The sequence below is a fragment of the Nonomuraea sp. NPDC049421 genome (assembly GCF_040677005.1).
Classification (GTDB): Bacteria; Actinomycetota; Actinomycetes; order Streptosporangiales; family Streptosporangiaceae; genus Nonomuraea; species Nonomuraea salmonea.
The window spans coordinates 63,238-84,184 of record NZ_JBFAQA010000004.1; the positions used below are offsets into that span (position 1 = coordinate 63,238).

Genomic DNA, 20,947 nt, shown 5'->3' on the forward strand with positions numbered 1-20,947 from the left:
ATCGCCCGTACGCGAGGAGCAGCGCCGTGACCGTCACCTACACCTTCGACGTCTTCAGCAGTCTCGACGGCTTCGGCTCGGTGACGGCCGGCTGGAGCGGCTACTGGGGCAAGCAGGGCCCCGAACTGCTGGATCACCGCCTGGCCTGCTACAGCGAGGAGCAGCGGATGGTGTTCGGCGCCACCACCTTCCGCAGCTTCGTGGACATGCTCGCCGGCGCCGCCGACGACGCGGACGTGCGCGATCCGTGGGTGCGGCGGATGTGCGACCTTCCCGCGACCGTCGTCTCCAGCACCCTCGCCGAGCCCGTCGACTGGCGCGACGCGACCGTGGAGCGCGGCGACGCCGTCGAGGTCGTGCGGCGGCTGAAGGAGGAGTCGAAGGTGCCGCTGCGTTCGCACGGCAGCCTGGCGATGAACCGCGCGCTGATGGCGGCGGGCCTGGTCGACCGGGTGCAGGTGACGATCTTCCCGGTCATCACGGGGCAGACGGGGACGTCCCCGCTCTTCAAGGGTGCGGCGGACTTCGATCTGGAGCTGCTGGGGTCCCATACGCTCGACGGCCGCACCCAGGAGCTCGTCTACCGCCCCACCCTGCACACCTGACCGGTGCTCAGGCCAGGCTCTCACCGCCGTCGACGGTGATGACCTGGCCGGTGACGTAGCCGTTGGCCATGCAGAACAGCGCCGCGGCGGCGGCCTCCTGCGCGGTGCCGACGCGGCCGAGCGGGGCGCTCTGCCCGGCGGCGGCCACGCCCTCGTCGGAGTCGAGGCCGGGCAGCAAGCGCAGCAGCGGGGTGTCGATGCGGCCGTAGCGGATGGCGTTGACGCGTACGCGGGCGGCGGCGAGCTCGACGGCCAGTGCCCTGGTGAGGATCTCCACGCCGCCGGCGACGGCGAGCGGGGCGGTCATGGCGGGCATGGGCCGGGTGACGAGGATGCCGGAGCTGAAGGTGAGCGAGCCGCCGGCGGGCAGGCGGGTGGCCGCGGCGCGGGCGGCGGCGAAGGGCCGCCACAGGCCGTCGGCGAGGGTGGCGCGGATGTCGTCGGGCGGCAGGTCGGCCAGCGGGCCCGCGCCGCTGATGCCGCCCGCGGTGAGGTAGACGTGCTGCACCTGGCCCGCCCGCTCGAATGCCTCGTCCAGCGTGCGCTCGTCGCCGGCGTCTCCGGCCACGGTGAGCACGTCGTCCTCGCCGCCGGGTGCGGCGGCTCGTACGTGCTCCGCGGCGGCCTTGAGCTTCTCGGCGTCGCGGCCGAGGAGCACGACGCGGGCGCCGACCGAGCGCAGCAGGGTGCCGGCGGCCAGGCCGATGCCGGAGCTGCCGCCGATGAGCAGCGCGGTGGCGCCGGCCAGCGAGGCGGGCAGCGGCGTGCGGACGGGAACGGGTGTGGTCATGAGGATGCCCTTCCAGACGAAATAAACCAACCGGATGTTTTTCTTTCCGGGGTCGATACTGCCCCCAGGAGGCGCAAGAGTCAACCGGGTGGTTTAATTCCTCGCATGGCCTACGACGCGGAGGACACCAGACGGCGCATCTTCGAGGCCGCCACGGCCGAGTTCGCCCGATACGGCCTGGCCGGCGCGCGGGTCGGCCGCATCGCCGAGGAGGCCAGGGCCAACAAGCAGGCCATCTACCTCTACTACGGCAGCAAGGAGAAGCTGTTCGCCGCCGTGGTGCGGGCCAAGCTGGAAGAGGTCAGCCGCTCGGTGTCGATCGACCCCGACGCGGTGGCCGAGTCGATCGGCCAGATGTTCGACTGGTACCAGGAGCATCCCGAGCTGATCAGGCTGCTGCTGTGGGAGGCGCTGGAGGCGGGCGGCGCCGGGGCGGGTGACGCCGAGCGGCGGGAGGCCTTCCGCGGCAAGGTGCGCTTCCTCGCCGGCAGCGGCGTGGTGCCCGAGCGGGAGCAGGCCGAGTGCGTACGCGCCGGCCAGGACCTGCTGTTCACCCTCATGGGGCTCATCGCCTGGAACTTCGCGGTGCCCGGGATGTGCCGGGCGGTCCTGGACGAGGACGACGAGTGCGCCGCCTACGCCCGCCGCCGCCGGCACGTCATCGACACCGCCCGCCTGCTCACCTCCGCCTACGCCCGCAGCCTCTCCTGACCGCCGGGTCAGGCGCCGAGCAGGCGGGGCGTCCAGCGGCGTACGGCGGCCGTCACCTCCTCGGTGAGGTACTGCCGCAGGGTGTCGTCCGGCACGCCGGCCGGGCCGATCAGCGTGCCGGTGGGCAGGTCGGCCGTGGCGGCGGCCACGACGGCGGCGGCCGCCTCCGAGGCCGGGCGCTTGACGCCCTGCAGGACCTGCTCCCACAGCGGCCGCATCGGCGGCGGCAGCAGGTCGATCGTCATCTCGGCGGCGTTGGGCGTGGCGGCGGGACCCGGGTCGACGGCCACGACGTCCACGCCCTGGCCGTCCAGCCGCGCGGCCAGGTCCATGGTGTGCGCGAGGTGGGCCAGCTTGGCCCGCCCGGTGGTGGCCATCCCGTGGTAGGGGCCGGGCGGCTCGGTCTCCTCGTAGGTGGGGTCGGCCGCCATGATGGCCGAGGACGTCACGTTCACGATCCGGCTCGGCGCACCCGCCTTGAGGGTGTCCAGCAGCGCCTCGGTCAGCACGTACGGCGACAGGTGGTTGACCGCGACGCTCGCCTCGATGCCGTCGGCGCTCTCGCGGCGCCTGCTCCACATGCCGCCCACGTTGTTGACCAGCAGCTGCAGCGGCCCCTCGTCGGCGAGCCGGCCGGCAAGGGCCCGTGCGGCCTCCAGCGAGGACAGGTCGGCGGCCAGGAACCGGCCCGCCGCGCGGCCCGCCACCTCGTCCAGGCGGGCCACCGCGGCGGCGCCGCGCCCGGCGTCGCGGCCGACGACCGTGACGTCGAAGCCGGACGCGGCCAGCGCCGTGGCCGTCTCCAGGCCGATGCCGCCGGTCGCCGCGGTCACGACTGCCTTGCGAACATATGTAGACATGCGTCATCCATTCAGGAAAGGGATCGGGAAGGGCGGCGGGCCCGGCCCGCGCCTTGACCAGACAACACCGGCCGCCTGCGGCGACGGAAGTTCCTATCGGGCAGGCCGCGATGCCGCGGCGGCATAGCCGCACATGAAAGACTGCGCGGGTGAGTGATGTGGAGATCCGGCAGTTGCGCTACTTCATCGCGGTGGCCGAGGAACGCAACTTCACCAGGGCCGCCGAGCGGCTGCTGATGACGCAGCCCGCGCTGTCGCGCGCGATCAGGGCGCTGGAGCGCGAGGTCGGCGCCGAGCTGCTGGTGCGCTCACCGGGCGACGTCGGGCTCACGCCGGCCGGGCGGGTGCTGCTGGCCGAGGCCCGCACGCTGGTCGCCCAGGCGGGCAACGCGCTGGCCCGCGCCCGGCGCACCGGCGGCGGTCCGTCGGCGCTGACGGTGACGGCCTCCGGCTGCAACGCCCCGCTGATGGACGACCTGGTGCGCTCCTTCAACGACGGCGATCCCGCGGTGCCGGCGGAGGCGGTCGTGGGCAACGCCGCCGACCAGCTCGACCGGCTGCGCTCCGGCGCGGCCGATCTGGCGCTGCTGCGCGCCGCGCCCGACCCCGCCACCATGGACGGCGTGCCGCTGCTGCTCGACCAGGTGCACGTCATGCTGTCGGCGAGCCACCGGCTGGCCGGCCGTTCTTCGCTCACCACGGCCGACCTGGCCGACGAGCCGGTGCTGCGCTGGCAGGGCGGCAACCTGCAGATGATGACGCCGGAGCTGTGGCCCGAAGGCTTCCCCGGGCGTCCAGGGCCCGACGTGAGCGACGGGATGCAGCTGTTCGCGGTGGTCCGGCTGGGGCAGGCCGTCGTGCTGTGCCCGCCCCCGGCGCAGGGCTTCGACGAGCAGCCCGGCACCGTCACCCTGCCGCTGGCCGACAAGGAGCCGGTGCCGTTGCGGCTGGTCTGGCTGCGTGAGCACGCCCGGCTACCGGCGGTGCGGGCGTTCGTCCGCCACAGCCGGGCGCGGGTCGCGGCTCAGCCGGTCGTCAGTGGGTAGGTGCTGCGGGGTGAGAGCCGTCCACGCCGCCGCCGCTGCCCATGTGCCGGCGCCGCCCGAGCAGGTGTTCGCGCTGATCACCGACTGGCCGCGGCATCCGGAGTGGATGTTCATGACGACCGCGCGGCGGGTGGGCGATGACGGGCTGGAGGCGTACACCGGCCTGCGGCCGTTCGGGTTCCTCGACACGATGACGATCACGCACTGGGAGCCGCCGTACCTGATGCGGGTCGATCACACCGGGCGGGTGGTGCGCGGGCGCGGCGCCATCCGGGTGCGGCCCGAGGGTGAGGGGAGCCGGGTGGTGTGGGCGGAGGAGCTGCTGGTGCCGTTCGGGGCGCTCGGCGTGGCGGCCTGGCCGTTCATCCGGCCGCTGGTGAACGCCGTGGCCCGCCGCTCGCTGCGCAAGCTCGCGGCCCTGCTGCCCACCTCATAGCCGACCGGCCCGGTGAAGATGATCACGCGGTTCTTCCGATGAGGCGGTGGCGGGCGGCCGCGGCGGCGAAGGCGGAGATGACCGGGTGGGGCCGCCGCCCGTCGCCGGCCAGCTCGGGCTGGAACATCACGCCCAGGAAGAACGGGTGCCCGGGCAGCTCGACCGCGCGGGCCGTGCCGTCGTCGGCGTGGCCGGAGAACACCAGCCCGTGCCCGGCCAGGGTGTGCTTGTAGTCCTCGTTGAGTCCGTAGGAGCAGTTGTAGACCTCGACCGTCGAGGACGCGCCGACGATGCGCTCCATCATGGTGCCGGGCTCCAGCCGTACCCGGCTCTCGTGCCCGGCCAGCGTGCAGGCCAGCGGGGTGAGCAGGAAGTCGCGGGCGCCGGGGGTGTTCTCGGCGTGCGCGACGTCCAGCCCGCACACGTTCCTCGAGTACTCCAGCAGCAGGTGCTGGAAGCCGCCGCAGGTGCCGAGGAACGGGATGCCGCGCTCGCGCGCCACCCGTACCGCCTCCAGCGCGCCCGCCTCGTCGCGGTAGGGGCTGCCTGGCACGAGCCAGATCCCGTCGAACCCGTCCACTCCGCTCACGTCGGCGGTGGAGATCCAGTACGCGTCCACCGCGCTGCCGTCACGCTCCCGCAAGGCCCGCACCAGCAGCGGGATCCTGGCGTGGGAACGGACGGAGGGGGAGCGTTCCCCCACAAGGGCGATTCTCATGACCCCCATCGTGGCCGCCCGCGGGGCTCAAGCGCCAACGATCATTTCTTGCCGTGCTATAAGCACCTCTAATGGACCCTCATCTGCTGGCCACGTTCGTCGCCGTCGCCCGTCACGGCTCGTTCTCGGCCGCCGCCGCCGAGCTCGGCTACACCCAGTCGGCGGTCTCCCAGCAGGTCGCCGCGCTGGAGAGCGACCTGGGGCTGGCGCTGCTGACCCGCCGCCCTGTCGCGCCCACCCCGGCGGGCCGCCGTCTGCTGGAACACGCCGAGCCGGTGCTGCTGCGCCTGCGCGCGGCCCGCGCCGACGTGCTGCGCGCCGCCGCCCCGCCCGGCCACCTGCTGCGCCTGGCCGCCACCCCGCTCGCGCTCAACCCGGTGCTGGCCGGCCGCCTGGCCACGGCCTGCGCCCGCCGGCCCCGCCTGGACGTGGACGTGCACACCTGCGGCCGCGACGACGTGGCGGTCACCGTGGCCAGGGGCGAGGCGGACCTGGGGCTGGCCGACGGCATCGTGGCCCCCAGCGACCCGCTGCGCCTGCCGGAGACGGGCCCGATGACGGCCACCGGCGTCGCCGAGGAGGACCTGCACGTCATGCTCCCGCCGGGCCACCCCCTGTCGGGCCGCACGGCGCTGCGCCTGGGCGACCTGGCCGACGCGCGCTGGCTGCGCACGCCGCTGTGCCCGCTGCCGCGACTGCGCGAGCTGGCAGGCGACGGTTTCCCCGCGGCGGTCGGCTACGACGGCGAGGACGTGCACACGGTGCTGAACCTGGTGGCCGCCGGCCACGGCCTGACCCTGCTGCCCGCCCAGGCGCACCCCGGCCCCTGCGCCGGGGTGCGCCTGGCCGAGCCCCGCCTGGTGCACCGCGTGGAACTCCTGCACACCGCTCTCCCGGACGGCCCCGCCGCCGAGGTCGCCGCCATCCTGAAGGGCGGCTGACCCGGCCAGGATCGCGGCGAAGCCGAGATGCCGGCCGGCCACGATCCGCTCAGCCCCCGCCGCGTCAGGCGTGCCAGTCGGCGGGGCCGCCCGGCAGCGGGGCGGCGGGGTCGTAGGGGTCGCGGGTGAAGATGAAGGTGTTGAGGTCGAGGTGGTCGTGGGCCACCTTGAGCGTCTCGCCGGCGTAGTAGCCGTCGAGGCCGAGCCAGGTACCGTCGTCCTGGGCGACGAAGCGGGAGGCGCGGCCGCGTCCGCCGACCGGCTCCAGCGCCAGGCCGCGGTCGGCCAGCAGGCTCAGCACGTACGGCTTGGGGCCCCAGTGCCACAGGCCGGTCAGGGCGAGCAGGCCGGGGTCGGCGGGGGCGGGCTGCCATTCGTCGGGCAGGCGCGGCTCGTACTCGTGCAGGATGTCGAGCAGGTCGTCGGTGAGGGCGCCGGTGAGGCCGGAGGTGGTGTTGGCCATGAACAGCACGCCGGTGTCCTCGTCGGGGTCGGCCCACACGGTGGCCAGGAAGCCGGGCATGGAGCCGGTGTGGCCGGCCAGGCGGCGGCCGCGGGCGCGGGAGAGCTGCAGGCCGAGCCCGAACCCGCCGGTCCAGGTGTGGCCGTCGTCGACGCCGATGGGTTCGCGCATCTCGGCGAGGGTGGCGGCGGGCAGCACGCCGCTGGTGTGGCCGGACAGGAACGCGGCCCAGCGGGCCAGGTCGTGCGGGGTGGACCACAGCTGGCCCGCCGGACCCATGGCGTCGGCGTCGTGTTCGGGCTCGGCGAGCACGACGTCGGCGTAGGGGTGGACGGCGTAGCCGGTGGCGTGGGGCGGGCGGGGGCGCGGGGTGGTGTCGTGCATGCCGAGCGGGTCGAGCACCTCGGCGCGCAGGGCCTTGAGCCAGGTGGTGCCGCGCAGCCGGCCCACCAGCTCGCCGAGCAGCGCGAACCCGACGTTGGAGTAGTGGAAGCGGCGGCCGGGACGGTGTTTCAGCTCGGGTCCGCCGAGGCGGTCGAGCAGGTCGTGGGCGGGGATGCCGGGGGTGCGCTCCCACCAGTCCGTGGGCGGCTCGGCGGTCAGGCCGGCGGTGTGGGACATCAGCTGGCCGATGGTCAGGTGGCCGACCTGGGTGCCGGGCAGGTGCCGCTCGAGGGGGTCGTTGAGGTCGAGGGCGCCTTCGTCGCGCAGCCGCATGACGACGACGGCGACCATGCTCTTGGTGATGGATCCGATGCGGTATTGGGTGGCGGGCGTCGGCTGCTGGTCGCCGACGCGGCCTCTGCCGCCGAACCACGCGGTCCGCCCGTCGCGGACGATCGCCGCCGTCAGCGACGGCACCCTGCACTCGGCCTGTTCGACGGCCAGCCTGCGCAGCAGGGCGCGCGCCGTCGCCTGTCCCACCTGACTCATGAGCGACAAGAGTAGCGGCTGCTCAGCGGGAGGGTGCGCGGTCGAAGGCATCGAGGATGAGGCGGGTGGCGTCGAGGTCGCGGGTGGTGTGGCCGAGGCGAGGGACGGGCATGGCGCCGGGCCAGGTGTGGCCGCCGTCGGCGACGGTGTAGAGGCGCAGGGTGGCGCCGGGGCAGGTCCAGTCGTGCAGCCGTACGCGGGGGGCGGGGGTGGTGGTGGCGGGGCCGGTGCAGCCGAGCAGGTCGGCCCAGCCCGCGGTGGCGCGCCCGACGGGGTCCAGGACGATGAGGTCGGCGAGTTTGCGCAGGTCGCCGGTGGCGTCGCGGAAGGGGTGGCCACCGTCGTAGGGGACGATGCGGTCGTCGGTGCCGTGGAAGGCGATGATCGTGGTGGGGGCGGGCGGCTTGCAGGGGCGGGCGATGTTGATGCCGGCGACGGCGGCCACGGCCGACAGCCTGCCGTCGAGGGCGCAGATGAGGCCGGTGGCCATGGCGGCGCCGTAGGACATGCCGGCGGCGAACTGACGGTCGGCGCGGACGCACAGGCGGCGTTCGAGGTGGGCGAGCAGCGCGGTGAGGAAGCCGGTGTCGTCGGGGCCGGCGGTGCGGGGCAGGGTCCAGCCCATGCGGCCGTCGGCGGCCTGGGGGGTGGCGACGATGTAGCCGCGGCGGGTGCCGTGCTCGGCCAGGCGGCTGTAGGCGTTCTGGCGGGCGGCGGTGGAGTTGAGCCCGTGCAGGTCGAGGATGAGGGGGTGGGGGCCGTCGCCGTTGGGCAGGGCGAGCAGGAAGCGGCGGCTGAGCCCGTCGTGGGCGAGGCGGTGGGTGCCGGGTTCCAGCCGGTCGGCGGACTGGCAGCCGCTGGTGATGGCGGGCTGGGCGGCGGGGGAGGGCGGGACGGGCGCGGGCGGCGCTCCGTCGCAGCGGACGGCCAGCAGGGCGAGTGCCGCCGTCAGGGCGAGGCGGGCGAGCATGGGCGCCTCCTTCCGTCCCGCCTGCAACGCTACAGCGGCAGCCCCTGCGACGCCCCTCTTCGGCGGTCCCTTCCCCCTTGGCGGTCAGACGTCGTCGGGGAGGGTGAGCATCGTGTTGAGCACCGGGACGAGCTGCTGTTCCTCGTAGTCGAGGTGGGCCTCCAAGCGGGTGGCAAGCCGGTCGAGCTCGGTTCTCACCTGGTCGTGGCCGTGGTCGTGGCCGTGGTCGAGCAGGCGTCTGATGTCGTTCATGAGGGTGGCGACCACCTGGTGCTCCTGGCGGAGCCGGGTGAGGACGTCGGCGAGTTCGGGGTGCTCGGTGGCGAGGTGCGGGAACAGGGCGCCGTCCTCGCCCTCGTGGTGGGCGTGCAGGGCGTCGCAGAAGGTCAGGCAGTGCGTACGCAGGCCGGCCGCGTCCATCCGGGACTCGCGCAGCGCGGCGAGGTCCCGGCGGAAGCCGTCGTGCAGTTTGATCAGTTCGTCGCCCCAGGCGGCGATGCGGTCGTTCATGCCGGTTCCATCTCTCGGGTGGGTGTGTGGGTGAGGCGGGTGTGGGCGGTGGCGAAGAGGGCGGCCAGCAGCCCGGCCGCGGCGGCGACGCCGAACGTCCATGCCGGGCCGCCGGCGTCGAGCACGGCGGCGCCGACGGCTCCGGCGACGCTGCCGCCGGCGATCCTGACCAGGGCGTTGATGCCGCCGGCGGCGGCGGTCTTGGCGGGTTCGACGTGTTCGACGGCCATGGTGCCGAGGGCGGCGTAGCCGAGGCCGGTGCCCAGGCCGAGCACGGTCGCGGCGCCGTACAGGTCCATGGGGGAGGAGCCGGACAGGGCCAGCCACAGGGCGGAGGCGCTGACCAGCGCGGACCCGGCCGCCACGAGGGCTGAGGCGGTGTAGCGGCGCATGAGCGGCCCGGCGAGCACGGACGTCACGAGCATGAGCAGGGTCGTGGGCAGCAGGTAGAGGCCGACCTGCAGCACCGAGGCGCCGAGGCGGCCCTGCGCGACGGCCGAGACGGTGGTGATGGCGGTGAACAGGGCGAGCCCCATGAGGAACGACGCCACGGTGGCCCCGACGGTGGCGCGGTGCAGCAGCATGGGGATCTCGATGAGCGGGTACGGGGTGCGGCGGGCGGTCACGACCCAGACCGCGGCCCCGGCTGCGGCGGCGGCGAACAGGCCGAGGGTGGCCGGTGAGGTCCATCCCCACGCGGCGCCTTTGCTGACGGCCAGCAGCAGGCTGCCGAGCCAGAAGGCGACGAGCGCCGCGCCGGCCAGGTCGGGACGTCCGGGTGCGCGGTCGTGACTCTCGCGTACCACGGCGGTCACCAGCAGCAGGCCGAGCGCGGCGAGCGCGGCCTGGGCCCAGAAGACCGCCCGGTGGTCGCCCTCCAGCAGCCCGGCCATGATGAGGCCGCCGCCGCAGCCGACGCCGAGGGTGGCGCTGAGCACGCCGATCGCGGCGGGCAGCCGGTCGGGTGGTACGAGCTGCCTGACCAGGCCCATGGACAGGGGGAGCAGCGGCGCGGCGGTGCCCTGCAGGACGCGGCCGGCCAGCAGCAGGGGCAGCGTGCCCGCGACGGCGCTGAGCGCGGATCCGGCGGCCAGGAGGGCGAGGGTGAGCAGGGCGATGGTGCGGCGGCCGTACATGTCGCCGAGGCGGGCCAGCAGCGGGATCGACACGGCGCCGGACAGCATGCCGGCGGTGAGCGCCCAGGAGACGGTGGTGGGCGGGGCGTGCAGCAGGCGTTCGAGGCCGGGCAGCAGGGGGACGACGACGGTCATCTGCAGGGAGCCCACGGCGACGGCGAAGGCGAGGACGGGGATGGCCAACGATTTTGTATACACGTACACAAAGTAGCATGGCGGTCATGCCGACGCGTACAGGAAGGCCGCCCCGCATCTCCCGGGCGGAGATCGTCACCGCCGCCTGGCGGGTCATCGAGCAGGACGGAGTGGGCGAGCTGACCATGCGCAGGCTGGCCAGAGAGGTCGGCAGCACGCCGATGGCGCTCTACCGGCACGTACGCGACAAGGACGAGCTGCTGGTGCTGCTGCTCGACGACCACGCCGCCGGCATCCCCCGCCCCGACCTGCCCGACGACCCCCGCGAACGCGCGATCACCGCCGCGCTGGCCATGCACGAGGCCGTCTCGGGCTGCCCGTGGGCGGTCGACGTGCTGCGCGCCGACGACCTGCTGGCGGTGGGCGCGCTGTGGTACCCCGACCGGATCGTCGACGCCTGCCTGCGGGCGGGACTGACGATGGAGGAGGCGGTGGACGCGTACCGGATCATCTGGCACTACACGGCCGGCGAGATCGGCGGCCGCGCGGCCGCCCGCCGGCGCCGCGAGCAGGGCGGCCCCACCTACCGCGAGAAGGTCTTCACCGGCCTGGACGCGGCGCAGTTCCCCCGCCTCAGCGAGATCGCCGGCCGCTGGGAGGAGCTGACGGCCCGCGACACCTACGCCAAGGGCGTCCGCGCCCTCGTCACCGGCCTGCTGCCCGCGCTCAGAACCTGAGCTCCCACGACTGGTTGATCCGCCAATGCACGTAGGACTTGTCCGGGAAGCAGTCCCAGATCTGCAGGAAAGCGCCGTCGGGCGGCAGGACGGCCCGGCCGACGCCCGCGGGATTGTCGACGTCGAGACACCTGCCGCTGCCGATGTTCACCAGCCGCGTGATGCCCTCGTTGGGCCCTTTGTAGTACGACTCGATCCGCCATTGCTGGTTGGGGCCTCCATGGCAGCCCCACAGAATGACAGGAGCGCCGCGATCCGTCCGGCCGTGCGCCACGTCGAGGCAATACCGCCCGTTGACGTCGTACCACTTGATGAGGTTGCCGTCGACGAAGAAGGAGTCGTAATTGCTGCGGCTCAGCCTGATGCGCGAGCCGAGGACGCAGTCGGGGTTCTCGAGGTTGTAGGCGCAGCCGCGCGGCTCGTCGACGTGAATGGGCCAGCCCCGCCATTTGTTGGTGATCCAGGTGGGCGGACCCGAATGGTGGCCGATGCCGGCGAACGCCGCCGGCTGACCGGCGAGGAACAGCGACGACGCGGCGAACGCCTGCATCGCGATTTTTCGTGCGGACATTGCGACCCCCCGCTGACCTGCTGAGACGGAATCCTGGGAAGCAACGAGACGAGCTTATGGCGCGCACGTGCAAGAAACGCCGGCATTTCCGCAACGCTTCTGCCCGCATAACCTGACCACCGGCCCGGTTTATCGGATCGATTCCCCCATTACGCGCATGGCGGTCCGCCCGGCGGAGACGGAAAAGACCGCGCACCCGAAGCTCCCTGGCCGCCACCCGGCGCGCGTGTGACCCTGGAGCCATGGAGACCTTATTCGAGCACGCCGGCGGCCACGACAAACTGCACGAGTTCATCGACGTCTTCTATCGCAGCCTGCTGGCCGACCCGCTGCTCCAGCCGCTCTTCGGCACGGGCAGGGCCACCCACGTCGACCGTCTGACCGCCTTCACGGCGGAGACCTTCGGCGGCCCCGACACCTTCTCCACCGACATGGGCGGCTTCCCGCTGCTCATCCGCGCCCACCGGGGGCTGCGGATCACCGAGGAGCAGCGCTCGCGCTTCGTCGAGCTGTACATGCGGGCCGCCGACCGCGCGGGGCTGCCCGACGACGAGCCGTTCCGCGCCGCCCTGCGCTCCCACGTGGAGTTCGGCACGGAGGTGGCCAAGCAGAACTCCCACGCCGAGACCGACGACCAGCTCCATCCGCTGCGCGAGGTGCCGCTCTGGACGTGGGAGTGAACGCGGCGCGCACCACCGGCCGGGCCGGGTGCCGCGGCGGCGAGGATCTCCCCTAATCTCGTCGGTGTGGTGGACCGCGAGGCGGGCCCGGACGCGGGTTCCAGAGAAGCCGGCACTCAGTTGAGCGCCGTCCTTGAACGCATCACCTACGCCAACGAGGAGACCGGCTACACCATCGCGCGCGTCGCCACCGACCGCACCGGGGCCGACCTGCTCACCGTGGTCGGGCCGCTGCTCGGCGCGCAGGTGGGGGAGTCGCTGCGGCTGCACGGCCGCTGGACGTCGCATCCCCGCTACGGCCGCCAGTTCGAGGTGTGGTCCTACACCACCGTGCTGCCGGCCACCGTGCAGGGCATCCGCCGCTACCTCGGCTCCGGGCTGATCAAGGGCATCGGGCCCAAGATGGCCGAGCGCATCGTCGACCACTTCGGCACCGACACGCTCGAGGTCATCGAGCAGCAGCCCGGACGCCTGGTCGAGGTGCCGGGGCTCGGCCCCAAGCGCACCAGGATGATCGCCGCCGCCTGGGAGGAACAGAAGATCATCAAAGAGGTGATGATCTTCCTGCAGGGCGTCGGCGTGTCCACCTCCATCGCGGTGCGCATCTTCAAGCAGTACGGCGAAGGCTCCATCAACGTCGTGCGCACCCAGCCGTACAAGCTGGCCGACGACGTGTGGGGCATCGGCTTCAAGACCGCCGACACCATCGCCCAGGCCGTCGGCATCCCCCACGACAGCCCCGAACGCGTCAAGGCCGGGCTGCGCTACACCCTGTCGCAGGCCGCCGACGACGGCCACTGCTACCTGCCCGCCCCCAACCTCGTCGCCGACGCCGTCAAGATCCTCGACGTGCCGCCCGACCTCGTCACCACCTGCCTGGAGACGCTCGTCGCCGAGGAGGGCGTCGTGCGCGAGGAGGTGCCGGCCGGCGACAACCACGTACCGGCCGTCTACCTGCCGCCCTTCCACCGCGCCGAGACCTCCCTGGCCGGCGGCCTGCTCACCCTGCTGCACAACGGCCACGACCGGCTCAAGAGCTTCGCCGACGTCGACTGGGAGCGCGCCGAGCGCTGGCTGCACGGCCAGACCGGCGCCGACCTGGCCGCCGAGCAGCGCCAGGCCGTCCGCCTGGCGCTCACCCACAAGGTCGCCGTCCTGACCGGCGGCCCCGGCTGCGGCAAGAGCTTCACCGTACGCTCGATCGTGCTGCTGGCCCGCGCCCGCCGCGCCAAGGTCATCCTGGCCGCCCCCACCGGGCGCGCCGCCAAACGCCTGGCCGAGCTGACCGGCCACGAGGCCACCACCGTGCACCGCCTGCTGCAGCTGCGCCCCGGCGGCGACGCCACCTTCGACCGCGACAACCCCCTCGACGCGGACCTGATCGTCGTGGACGAGGCGTCCATGCTGGACCTGCTGCTGGCCAACAAGCTCGTCAAGGCCGTCGCGCCCGGCGCACACCTGCTGTTCGTCGGCGACGTCGACCAGCTCCCCTCGGTCGGCGCCGGCGAGGTGCTCAAAGACCTGCTGGCCGCCCCCGACATCCCCCGGGTGCGGCTGACGCAGATCTTCCGCCAGGCCCAGGAGTCCGGCGTCGTCGTCAACGCCCACCGCGTCAACACCGGCCGCCACCCCGTCCTGGAGGGCATGAAGGACTTCTTCCTGTTCCCCTGCGAGGAACCGGAGGAGATCGCCGCGCTCACCGTCGACGTCGTCGCCCGCCGCATCCCGCGCCGCTTCCGCCTCGACCCCCGCCGCGACGTGCAGGTCCTGGCCCCCATGCACCGCGGCGCCGCCGGCGCCGGCGCGCTCAACACCGCCCTGCAGGAGGCCCTGACCCCCGCCCGCGACGGCATGCCCGAGCGCCGCTACGGCGGGCGCGTCTTCCGCGTCGGCGACAAGGTCACCCAGCTGCGCAACAACTACGACAAGGGCGCGGCAGGAGTGTTCAACGGCACGGTCGGCATCGTCACCGACATCCGCCCCGACGAGCACAAGCTCACCGTCCTGACCGACGAGGACGAGCCGGTCGACTACGCCTTCGACGAGCTCGACGAGCTGGCCCACGCCTACGCGGTGTCCATCCACCGCTCCCAGGGCAGCGAATATCCGGCCGTGGTGGTCCCGCTGGCCACCAGCGCCTGGATGATGCTGCAGCGCAACCTCCTCTACACCGCGATCACCCGCGCCAAGAAGCTCGTCGTCATCGTCGGCTCGCGCCGGGCGCTCGCCCAGGCCGTACGCACCAAGGGCGCCGGACGCCGCCACACCGGCCTGACCCACCGCCTGGCCCGCACAAGTAATTGAAATGTGATCGAACTCTCCCAAACGATTCGGCGTCTTACAGGCAGGAGCATTAAGGTTTTTGGAGTGCCCTTTGCGGCGCCGTTGGCGAGAGGAAGAACTTGAACGCGCAGACCGGCCCGAGGAGACCCGCCACCGCATTCGCGCTGCTGGCAGCGGCTGCCCTGACGGCGTCCTGTTCAGGCGGTCCCGCGAGCCCTCCGCCCGACGCGCCCGACGCCACCATCGTCGCCACCCCGCAGGCGCCCACGGTCGCGATCAAGCCCGCCGAGGGCACCAGCAAGGTCCACCCGGACAAGAAGGTCGTCGTCTCCGCCGCGGGCGGCGCGCTGGAGAACGTCACGGTCGAAGCCGACGGCGAGCAGGTCACCGGGAAGTTCAACGCCGACAAGACCCGCTGGATCTCCAAGACGCCGCTGAAGCCCTCCACCCGCTACAACGTCTCGGCCACCGCCGGCGCCACCACCGCGACCAGCACCTTCACCACCGCCAAGCCCGAGCGGCCGCTGCAGGTCGCCGACGTCACCCCCAACGCCAAGGGCGAGACGCTCGGCGTCGGCGCCCCCATCATCGTGACGTTCAACCAGCCCGTCACCAACAAGGCCACCATCGAGCGGGCCCTGGAGGTCGAGGCGGAAAAGCCCGTCCAGGGCGCCTGGCGGTGGATCAACGACAAGGTCGTCATCTACCGCACCGCGAAATACTGGCCCGCCCACCAGAAGGTCACCTTCAACGCCAACATCACCGGCATCAAGGGCGGCAAGGGCCTCTACGGCGTCAAGGACTACACCGCGGACCTGAAGATCGGCGCCAAGCAGATCAGCAAGGTCGACGTCGCCAAGCACATGATGTACGTCTACAAGGACGGCAAGCGGGTCCAGACCATGCGCATCAGCGCAGGCAAGGGCAACACCCGCGAATACACCACCACCTCGGGCGTGCACCTGACCATGGAGCGCGGGAACCCCGTCCGCATGATCTCGCCCGGCCGCGAGAAGGACGACCCCGAGTACTACGACGTGATGATCAACCACGCGGTGCGGATCTCCAACTCCGGCGAGTACGTCCACGCCAAGGACAACGTCTGGGCCCAGGGCCGCACCAACGTCAGCCACGGCTGCGTCAACGCCCGCCCCGACCAGGCCAAGTGGTTCTACGACCACATGCAGCGCGGCGACGTCGTGGAGATCACCGGCACCAACCGCGAGCTGGAGTGGAACAACGGCTGGGGCTACTGGCAGATGCCGTTCTCCCAGTGGAAGAAGGGCAGCGCCCTGAGGACGGTCAAGAAGAAGTGATCCGCGTCCGTCCCGCCGGGCCGGGCGACGTGCCCGTCACGCTCGCCATGTTCGACAGCGCCGTGGCCTGGCTGACCGCCCAGGGCCGCACCGGCCAGTGGGGCAGCCGCCCCTTCACCGGCGACGAGCGCCGCACCGAGCAGGTCGCCTCCTGGCAGCGCGGCGGCGGCATGCACATCGCCGAGCACGACGGCGAGCCCGCCGGCACCATCTCCATCGGCCCCGCCCACGCCTACGTCACCCCCGCGACCGAGCCCGAGCTGTACGTCCAGGCCCTGGTCACCGACCGCCGCCACGCCGGCCACGGCATCGGCCGCGCCCTGCTCGACTGGGCCGCCGAGCAGGCCCGCGAACGCGGCCTCGGGCTGCTGCGCGTCGACTGCTACGCCGGCGACGACGGCCGCCTGGTCGCCTTCTACGAAAGCTGCGGCTTCACCCGCCTCGCCCCGTTCACCGTGGGGGAGTGGCCCGGCATGCTCCTTGAGCGCCGCATCACGGGCTGACGTCCACCAGCACCTTGCCGACCGCGCCGCCCTCCACCGCGCGGTGCGCGTCGGCGGTGCGCTCCAGCGGGAAACGCACCAGCGGCAGCCCGTGCTCCTCACCCACCGGCAGCGCGCCGCCGGCGACGGCCGCCGCGACGTCCTCGGCGCCCGCGCGCAGCGCCTCGTCGCCGACCGTGTAGAGCACCAGGAACTGGAAGCGGGTGTTCAGCGTCATGTTCTGCCGCACGTCCAGCGAGACCGGCTTGCCGCCGTCGTTGGCGTAGGTCGCGATCACCCCGCGGGTACGCAGCACCGCCAGATCCAGGGCCAGGTTCGCGCCCAGCGCCACCTCGGCGATGATGTCGACGCCGTCCGGCGCGAGCTCCCGGATCTGCGCCGCCGGATCCCCCTTCCGATAGTTGATGACGTGGTGGGCGCCCGCGGCCGAGGCCAGCCGCGCCTTCTCCGGGCCGCTGATCGTGGTGATCACCGTCGCGCCGGCCCAGCGGGCGAGCTGGATGACCGCGTGCCCCACCGCGCCCGCCCCGCCCGCGGCCAGCACCACCTTGCCCTCCAGCGCGCCGGGCCCGAGCCGCCGCGGCCCGTCCTCGGCCACCGTGAGCGCCCGGTGCGCGGTCAGCGCCGGCACCCCGAGGCTCGCCCCGACGTCGAACCCCGCCTTCTCCGGCAGCGCGACCGCCTGAGCGGCGTCGAGGAGCGCGTACTCGGCGGCGGTGCCGGTGGAGCCGCCCTGCGTGGCCATGAACAGCCAGACCCGCTCACCCACCCGCCCCCGATCGACTCCCTCGCCGACCGCGTCGATCACCCCCGCACCGTCGAGGTGCGGGACGACCTCGGGCACGCTCTGCGGGTTGGTGGCGCCCGAACGGGTCTTCCAGTCCGTCGGGTTCACCCCCGACACGGCGACGCGCACCCGCACCTGACCGGGGCCGGGCTCGGGCAGGTCACGCTCGACGAGCTGCAGAACGCCGGCGTCGCCGGTCTCGCGGTAGATGATGGCCTTCATATCGTGCCGTCCCCGTTTCTCGATGGTTGCCGTGGCCATGCTCTCCTACCCACGCCCGTGATCAGCCGATCCGGCCCCGCCTCGGCCAGCACCGCCCGCGCCCGCCCCTCCAGCAGCCGGAACCGGCACGCCGCCGCGATCTGCGCCGCCTGCCCGGCCGCGTCCCGCGCCCCCGCCACGTCACCGGCGCGCGACCGGGCGGCGGCGAGCCCGGCCAGCGCCCGCGCCTGTCCGTACGGATAACCACCGCGCGCCAGCTCCACGCCCCGCTCGAACCACGCCGCCGCCGTGCCCGCCTCACCCAGCGCCAGATACGCCTCCGCCACCGTCGCCGCCGTCTGCGCCGTCGCCTTCCTGTCGCGCACCGCGATCGCCATGTCATAGGCCCGCCGCGCCACCTCCAGCCCCGTCGCGGCGTCCCCGCGCTGCAGGTGCAGCAGGCTCAGCTCATCCAGCGTCGACAGTTCACCGCGCAGGTTCGCCGCCTTCCGGTACGCCGCCAGCACCTCGCCCAGCAGCCCGGCCGCCCGCTCCTCCGCGCCCAGACCCCGCAGCGCACCGGCCAGATTGCCCCGGTTCACCAGCGCCGAGGTCAGCCGGCCCGTCTCCTCGTTGATCGCCAGCGCCGCCCCGAACAGCCCGGCCGCCTCCCGCAGCTCACCCTGACTCAGCCGCAGCACCCCCAGCCCGTTGAGCGCCACCGCCCGCACGTGCCCGCGCGGCTCGTCCTCCGTCCGCGCCAGCGCCCGCCGCAGCCACGTCTCGGCCTCGGCGAGCCTGCCCTGCTCCAGCCGCAGCCAGCCGATCTGATGCGCCAGGTACGCCGCCGCCCTCGGCTGACCGGTGTCCGCCGCGAGCCGCTCACCGGCCAGGCAGTCCGCCAGCGCCTCCTCGTCCCGGCCCGCCGACCACAACGCCTGCCCTCGGCTGATCAGCATCGCGGTCCGCGCCGCGTCGTCCCCGGCCCGCTCGGCCGCCTCCATGCCCGCCTGCGCCGCCGGCAGCCACCCCTCCACGTGCCGCCGGATCAGGAAATAGCCACGCAACTGGTCGGTGATGCGCCACGCCGCCGCCGGATCGTCCGACGTGGCCGCCAGCCGGACGATCGCCACCAGCGCCGGCAGCTCGCCGTCCAGCCAGGCCAGCGCCTCGTCCTCACCGGCGAACACCTCCTGCCTGCGGACGTGCCTGCCGAGCCTGACCAGCTGCGGGTAGACCCACTCCATCGCCGCCGTCACCGTGTCGGTGTACCAGGCGTGCAGCCGGGCCCGCGCCGCCTCACCCTCCGGGTCCTCGGCCAGCAGCCGCCGCGCGTACAGGCCGAGCAGGTCGTGGAAGCGGTAACGGTCGGCCGCGTACTGCAGCAGCATGTTCGCCTCCAGCAGCTCCTCCAGCACCCGGTCGGCCTCGGCGGCCGGCAGGCCGAGCAGCACGCCGGTCGCGCCCGCCCCGAAGTCGTCGGCCGGATGCAGGCTGCACAGCCGGAACGCCCGCCGGGCCGCCCCGCTCAGATCGGCGTAGCCGAGCTGGAAACCGGCCAGCACGCTCGACTCGCCGGTGGACAGCTCGGCCAGCCTGCGGTTGTCGTCACGCAGCCGCCTGGTCAGGTCGCCGATCGTCCACGCCTGCCGGGTGGCCAGCCGCGCCCCGGCGATGCGCAAGGCCAGCGGCAGGTGCGCGCACGCCTCGGCCAGCGCCCCCGCCGCGCCGGGATCGGCCTGCACGCGGTGCGCTCCCGCCGTCGCGGCGATCAGCGTGACCGACTCCCGCGCGTCCAGCGGCTCGAGGTGCACCGTACGCGCCCCGGCCAGGCCCGCCATCCTGCGCCTGCTGGTGACGATCAGGTCGCTGCCGCCCGCGCCGGGCAGCAGCGGCAGCACCTGGCCCGCGTCGTGCGCGTTGTCCAGCAGCACCAGCATCCGCCGGTCGGCCAGCTCGCTGCGGAACAACGCGGCCGCCTCGGTCTCGTCGGTCCCGATCCGCCGGCCCGGCACGCCCAGCGCCCGCAGGAACCGGCCCAGCACCCGCATCGGCTCCGGCGCCGCGGAGCCGCGCAGGTCGGCGTACAGCTGGCCGTCGGGGTAGCGGCCGCGCAGCCGGTGGGCTGCGGCCAGCGCCAGCGCCGTCTTCCCGACCCCCGCGATCCCGTCGATCAACACGACCCTGGGCGGCACCCCCACCTCCTCCCATCTGCCCCTCCCGTCGGGGGTTTCCTCGCGCCGGCCGGCCGCGTCGGGGGTCTCCTGCCGCTGGCCTGCCTCCTCCAGGGTTTCCTCATTCCGGCCGGCCGCGTCCCGGGCTTCCTTGTGGCGGATGGTCAAGGCGGCTTCGATGGCGGCCAGTTCGGACGTCCGGCCGACGAAGTCCGGGGGCGGGGCGGGCGCCTGCTGGATCGCCGTCCATCCCGCCGCGTGCCGCTCCTGCCGGCGCAGGACCGCGAGGTGGGCCTCGCGCAGCCGCTCGCCGGGGTCGATGCCGAGCTGGTCGGCCAGCGCGGCCCTGATGCCCTCGTACGCGGCCAGCGCCTGCGCCTGCCTGCCGCTCGCGGCCAGGGTGAGGATCAGCTCGGCGTGCAGCGGCTCGTCGAGCTCGTGCCGCCGCGCCAGCTGGCCCACCGGCTCCAGCGCCCGTTCCGGCACGCCGAGATCGCGCGCCAGGGCGGCGAACCTGCGTACGGCGGCGGCGTACTCGGCGGTCACCGCGGCCTGCAGCGGGCTGGAGGCGAGTTGCGGCACGTCGAGGTCGCCCCGCCACAGCGCGACGGCCTTGCCGAGCCGGGCCAGCGCCTCCTCAGGCCCGTCATCGGCCGCCCGCGCGGTCAGCTCGCGAAAGCGCAGCAGGTCCAGCTGGTCGGCGGTGACCGCGAGCCGGTACCCGCCACGCCCGCCGGGCAGCACACCCCCGCCTCCAGCCCCGCCTCCAGCCCCGCCGCTGGAACTGCCGCCGGAGTCGGCCCCGCTTCGGGGCCCGCTTTCGGGGCTGGGTCCGCTTCCAGGGCCGGGTCCGCTCCCGCCTCCTGGCCCGCTCCCGCCTCCCGGTCCGCTTCCAGGGCCGGCGCTGAGGCCGGAGCCGGGTCGGGAGCCGGGTCGGGAGCCTTTTTCCAGGAGCCGGCGTAAGCGGGCGACGTGCGTGTGCAGCAGGCCCACCGCGCGGGAGGCGTCGCCGTCCGGCCACAGCAGCTCGATCAGCTCGTCCTGCCCGGCCGGAGCTCCGGCGCCGAGCGCGAGCCGGGCCAGCAGTGTGCGTTGCAGGCCGGAGCCGAGCGGGGCCCCCAGCTCGCCGTGCCACACCTCGACGGGGCCGAGCACCCGGATGCGCAACGGCCCGCCCCCGAGGACCTCGGTGTGCTGGGCGGGCCGGGCGTGCGCGGCGGCGTGCAGCCGTGCGGCCTCGGCGTCGTTCAAGGCGAGCGCGGCGGCGATGGCGCGTACGGAGTCCTGTTTCGGGGTGCGCGTCCTGCCCTGCTCGAGGTCGCGGATCGCGCCCGCGCTCACCCCGGCACGGGCGGCGAGCTGCCGCTGGGTCAGCCCGGCGCGGCGGCGCAGGGCGCGCAGCAGGTCACCGAAGCTCTCCTGCGTCACCGGTGACCGCACC

20 protein-coding genes are annotated in these 20,947 nt (G+C 73.7%); 10 read left to right on the top strand and 10 right to left on the bottom strand.

What is annotated here, in order from left to right; translation table 11 throughout:
- Positions 1-26 precede the first annotated feature (26 nt).
- The gene (locus AB0K18_RS08480) at positions 27-605 is read left to right on the top strand and encodes a dihydrofolate reductase family protein (protein WP_364911781.1); all 579 of its coding nucleotides are present in this window, start codon (positions 27-29) and stop codon (positions 603-605) included.
- A 7-nt stretch (positions 606-612) separates the two neighbouring features.
- Here the strand turns inward: AB0K18_RS08480 and AB0K18_RS08485 are convergent, their stop codons facing one another.
- Positions 613-1,395, bottom strand: a complete 783-nt coding sequence (locus AB0K18_RS08485; protein ID WP_364911784.1) for an SDR family oxidoreductase — start codon at positions 1,393-1,395, stop codon at positions 613-615.
- 105 nt (positions 1,396-1,500) lie between these two features.
- On the opposite strand from AB0K18_RS08485, the gene AB0K18_RS08490 reads away from it, so the two are divergent.
- Entirely contained in the window at positions 1,501-2,106 is a 606-nt protein-coding gene (locus AB0K18_RS08490; protein ID WP_364911786.1) for a TetR family transcriptional regulator, read from the top strand.
- Positions 2,107-2,114: 8 nt separating this feature from the next.
- On the opposite strand, the gene AB0K18_RS08495 is transcribed toward AB0K18_RS08490, so the two are convergent.
- Positions 2,115-2,966, bottom strand: coding sequence for an SDR family NAD(P)-dependent oxidoreductase (locus AB0K18_RS08495; RefSeq protein ID WP_364911789.1), 852 nt, complete (start codon positions 2,964-2,966; stop codon positions 2,115-2,117).
- 149 nt (positions 2,967-3,115) lie between these two features.
- On the opposite strand from AB0K18_RS08495, the gene AB0K18_RS08500 reads away from it, so the two are divergent.
- Positions 3,116-4,012: a LysR family transcriptional regulator gene (locus AB0K18_RS08500; protein WP_364911791.1), complete on the top strand. Its 897-nt coding sequence runs from the start codon at positions 3,116-3,118 to the stop codon at positions 4,010-4,012.
- Positions 4,013-4,022: 10 nt separating this feature from the next.
- A complete protein-coding gene (locus AB0K18_RS08505; RefSeq protein WP_364911793.1) occupies positions 4,023-4,448 on the top strand; it encodes an SRPBCC family protein in 426 nt (141 codons plus the stop codon).
- Positions 4,449-4,470: 22 nt separating this feature from the next.
- Here AB0K18_RS08505 and AB0K18_RS08510 read toward each other — a convergent pair whose 3' ends face one another.
- Complete coding sequence (locus AB0K18_RS08510) at positions 4,471-5,166, bottom strand: gamma-glutamyl-gamma-aminobutyrate hydrolase family protein (RefSeq protein WP_364911796.1); 696 nt, start codon at positions 5,164-5,166, stop codon at positions 4,471-4,473.
- A gap of 71 nt (positions 5,167-5,237) precedes the next feature.
- Between AB0K18_RS08510 and AB0K18_RS08515 the strand changes: the two genes are divergently transcribed.
- Complete coding sequence (locus AB0K18_RS08515) at positions 5,238-6,107, top strand: LysR family transcriptional regulator (RefSeq protein ID WP_364911799.1); 870 nt, start codon at positions 5,238-5,240, stop codon at positions 6,105-6,107.
- A gap of 64 nt (positions 6,108-6,171) precedes the next feature.
- Here the strand turns inward: AB0K18_RS08515 and AB0K18_RS08520 are convergent, their stop codons facing one another.
- From AB0K18_RS08520 to AB0K18_RS08535, 4 genes are all read right to left on the bottom strand, one after another.
- Positions 6,172-7,503 (bottom strand): serine hydrolase domain-containing protein, encoded by a 1,332-nt coding sequence (locus tag AB0K18_RS08520; RefSeq protein WP_364911802.1) that lies wholly within the window; start codon positions 7,501-7,503, stop codon positions 6,172-6,174.
- A gap of 22 nt (positions 7,504-7,525) precedes the next feature.
- Entirely contained in the window at positions 7,526-8,473 is a 948-nt protein-coding gene (locus AB0K18_RS08525; RefSeq protein WP_364911804.1) for a hypothetical protein, read from the bottom strand.
- Between the two features lie 84 nt (positions 8,474-8,557).
- Positions 8,558-8,983 carry a hemerythrin domain-containing protein gene (locus tag AB0K18_RS08530; protein ID WP_364911806.1) on the bottom strand — a complete coding sequence of 142 codons (426 nt, stop codon included), beginning with the start codon at positions 8,981-8,983 and terminating at the stop codon, positions 8,558-8,560.
- Entirely contained in the window at positions 8,980-10,302 is a 1,323-nt protein-coding gene (locus tag AB0K18_RS08535) for an MFS transporter (RefSeq protein ID WP_364911808.1), read from the bottom strand. The genes AB0K18_RS08530 and AB0K18_RS08535 overlap by 4 nt, the downstream gene beginning before the upstream one ends.
- A 38-nt stretch (positions 10,303-10,340) precedes the next feature.
- Between AB0K18_RS08535 and AB0K18_RS08540 the strand changes: the two genes are divergently transcribed.
- Positions 10,341-10,991 carry a TetR family transcriptional regulator gene (locus AB0K18_RS08540; RefSeq protein WP_364911811.1) on the top strand — a complete coding sequence of 217 codons (651 nt, stop codon included), beginning with the start codon at positions 10,341-10,343 and terminating at the stop codon, positions 10,989-10,991.
- Here the strand turns inward: AB0K18_RS08540 and AB0K18_RS08545 are convergent.
- Positions 10,981-11,562, bottom strand: a complete 582-nt coding sequence (locus AB0K18_RS08545) for an RICIN domain-containing protein (RefSeq protein ID WP_364911814.1) — start codon at positions 11,560-11,562, stop codon at positions 10,981-10,983. The two genes, AB0K18_RS08540 and AB0K18_RS08545, sit on opposite strands and share 11 nt — an antisense overlap.
- A 242-nt stretch (positions 11,563-11,804) precedes the next feature.
- Between AB0K18_RS08545 and AB0K18_RS08550 the strand changes: the two genes are divergently transcribed.
- The 4 genes from AB0K18_RS08550 (at position 11,805) to AB0K18_RS08565 (ending at position 16,344) form a co-directional block, all read left to right on the top strand.
- A complete protein-coding gene (locus AB0K18_RS08550; RefSeq protein ID WP_364911816.1) occupies positions 11,805-12,242 on the top strand; it encodes a group II truncated hemoglobin in 438 nt (145 codons plus the stop codon).
- Positions 12,243-12,362: 120 nt separating this feature from the next.
- Positions 12,363-14,546, top strand: coding sequence for an ATP-dependent RecD-like DNA helicase (locus AB0K18_RS08555; protein ID WP_364911819.1), 2,184 nt, complete (start codon positions 12,363-12,365; stop codon positions 14,544-14,546).
- 98 nt (positions 14,547-14,644) lie between these two features.
- The gene (locus AB0K18_RS08560; protein WP_364911821.1) at positions 14,645-15,841 is read left to right on the top strand and encodes an Ig-like domain-containing protein; all 1,197 of its coding nucleotides are present in this window, start codon (positions 14,645-14,647) and stop codon (positions 15,839-15,841) included.
- Positions 15,838-16,344, top strand: a complete 507-nt coding sequence (locus AB0K18_RS08565) for a GNAT family N-acetyltransferase (protein WP_364911824.1) — start codon at positions 15,838-15,840, stop codon at positions 16,342-16,344. Before AB0K18_RS08560 ends, AB0K18_RS08565 begins: the two co-directional genes overlap by 4 nt.
- Here AB0K18_RS08565 and AB0K18_RS08570 read toward each other — a convergent pair.
- Both AB0K18_RS08570 and AB0K18_RS08575 read right to left on the bottom strand, forming a co-directional pair.
- Positions 16,334-17,353: an NADPH:quinone reductase gene (locus AB0K18_RS08570; protein WP_364911827.1), complete on the bottom strand. Its 1,020-nt coding sequence runs from the start codon at positions 17,351-17,353 to the stop codon at positions 16,334-16,336. The two genes, AB0K18_RS08565 and AB0K18_RS08570, sit on opposite strands and share 11 nt — an antisense overlap.
- A complete protein-coding gene (locus AB0K18_RS08575; protein WP_364911829.1) occupies positions 17,350-20,946 on the bottom strand; it encodes a BTAD domain-containing putative transcriptional regulator in 3,597 nt (1,198 codons plus the stop codon). Before AB0K18_RS08575 ends, AB0K18_RS08570 begins: the two co-directional genes overlap by 4 nt.
- Between the last annotated feature and the right edge of the window lies 1 nt (position 20,947).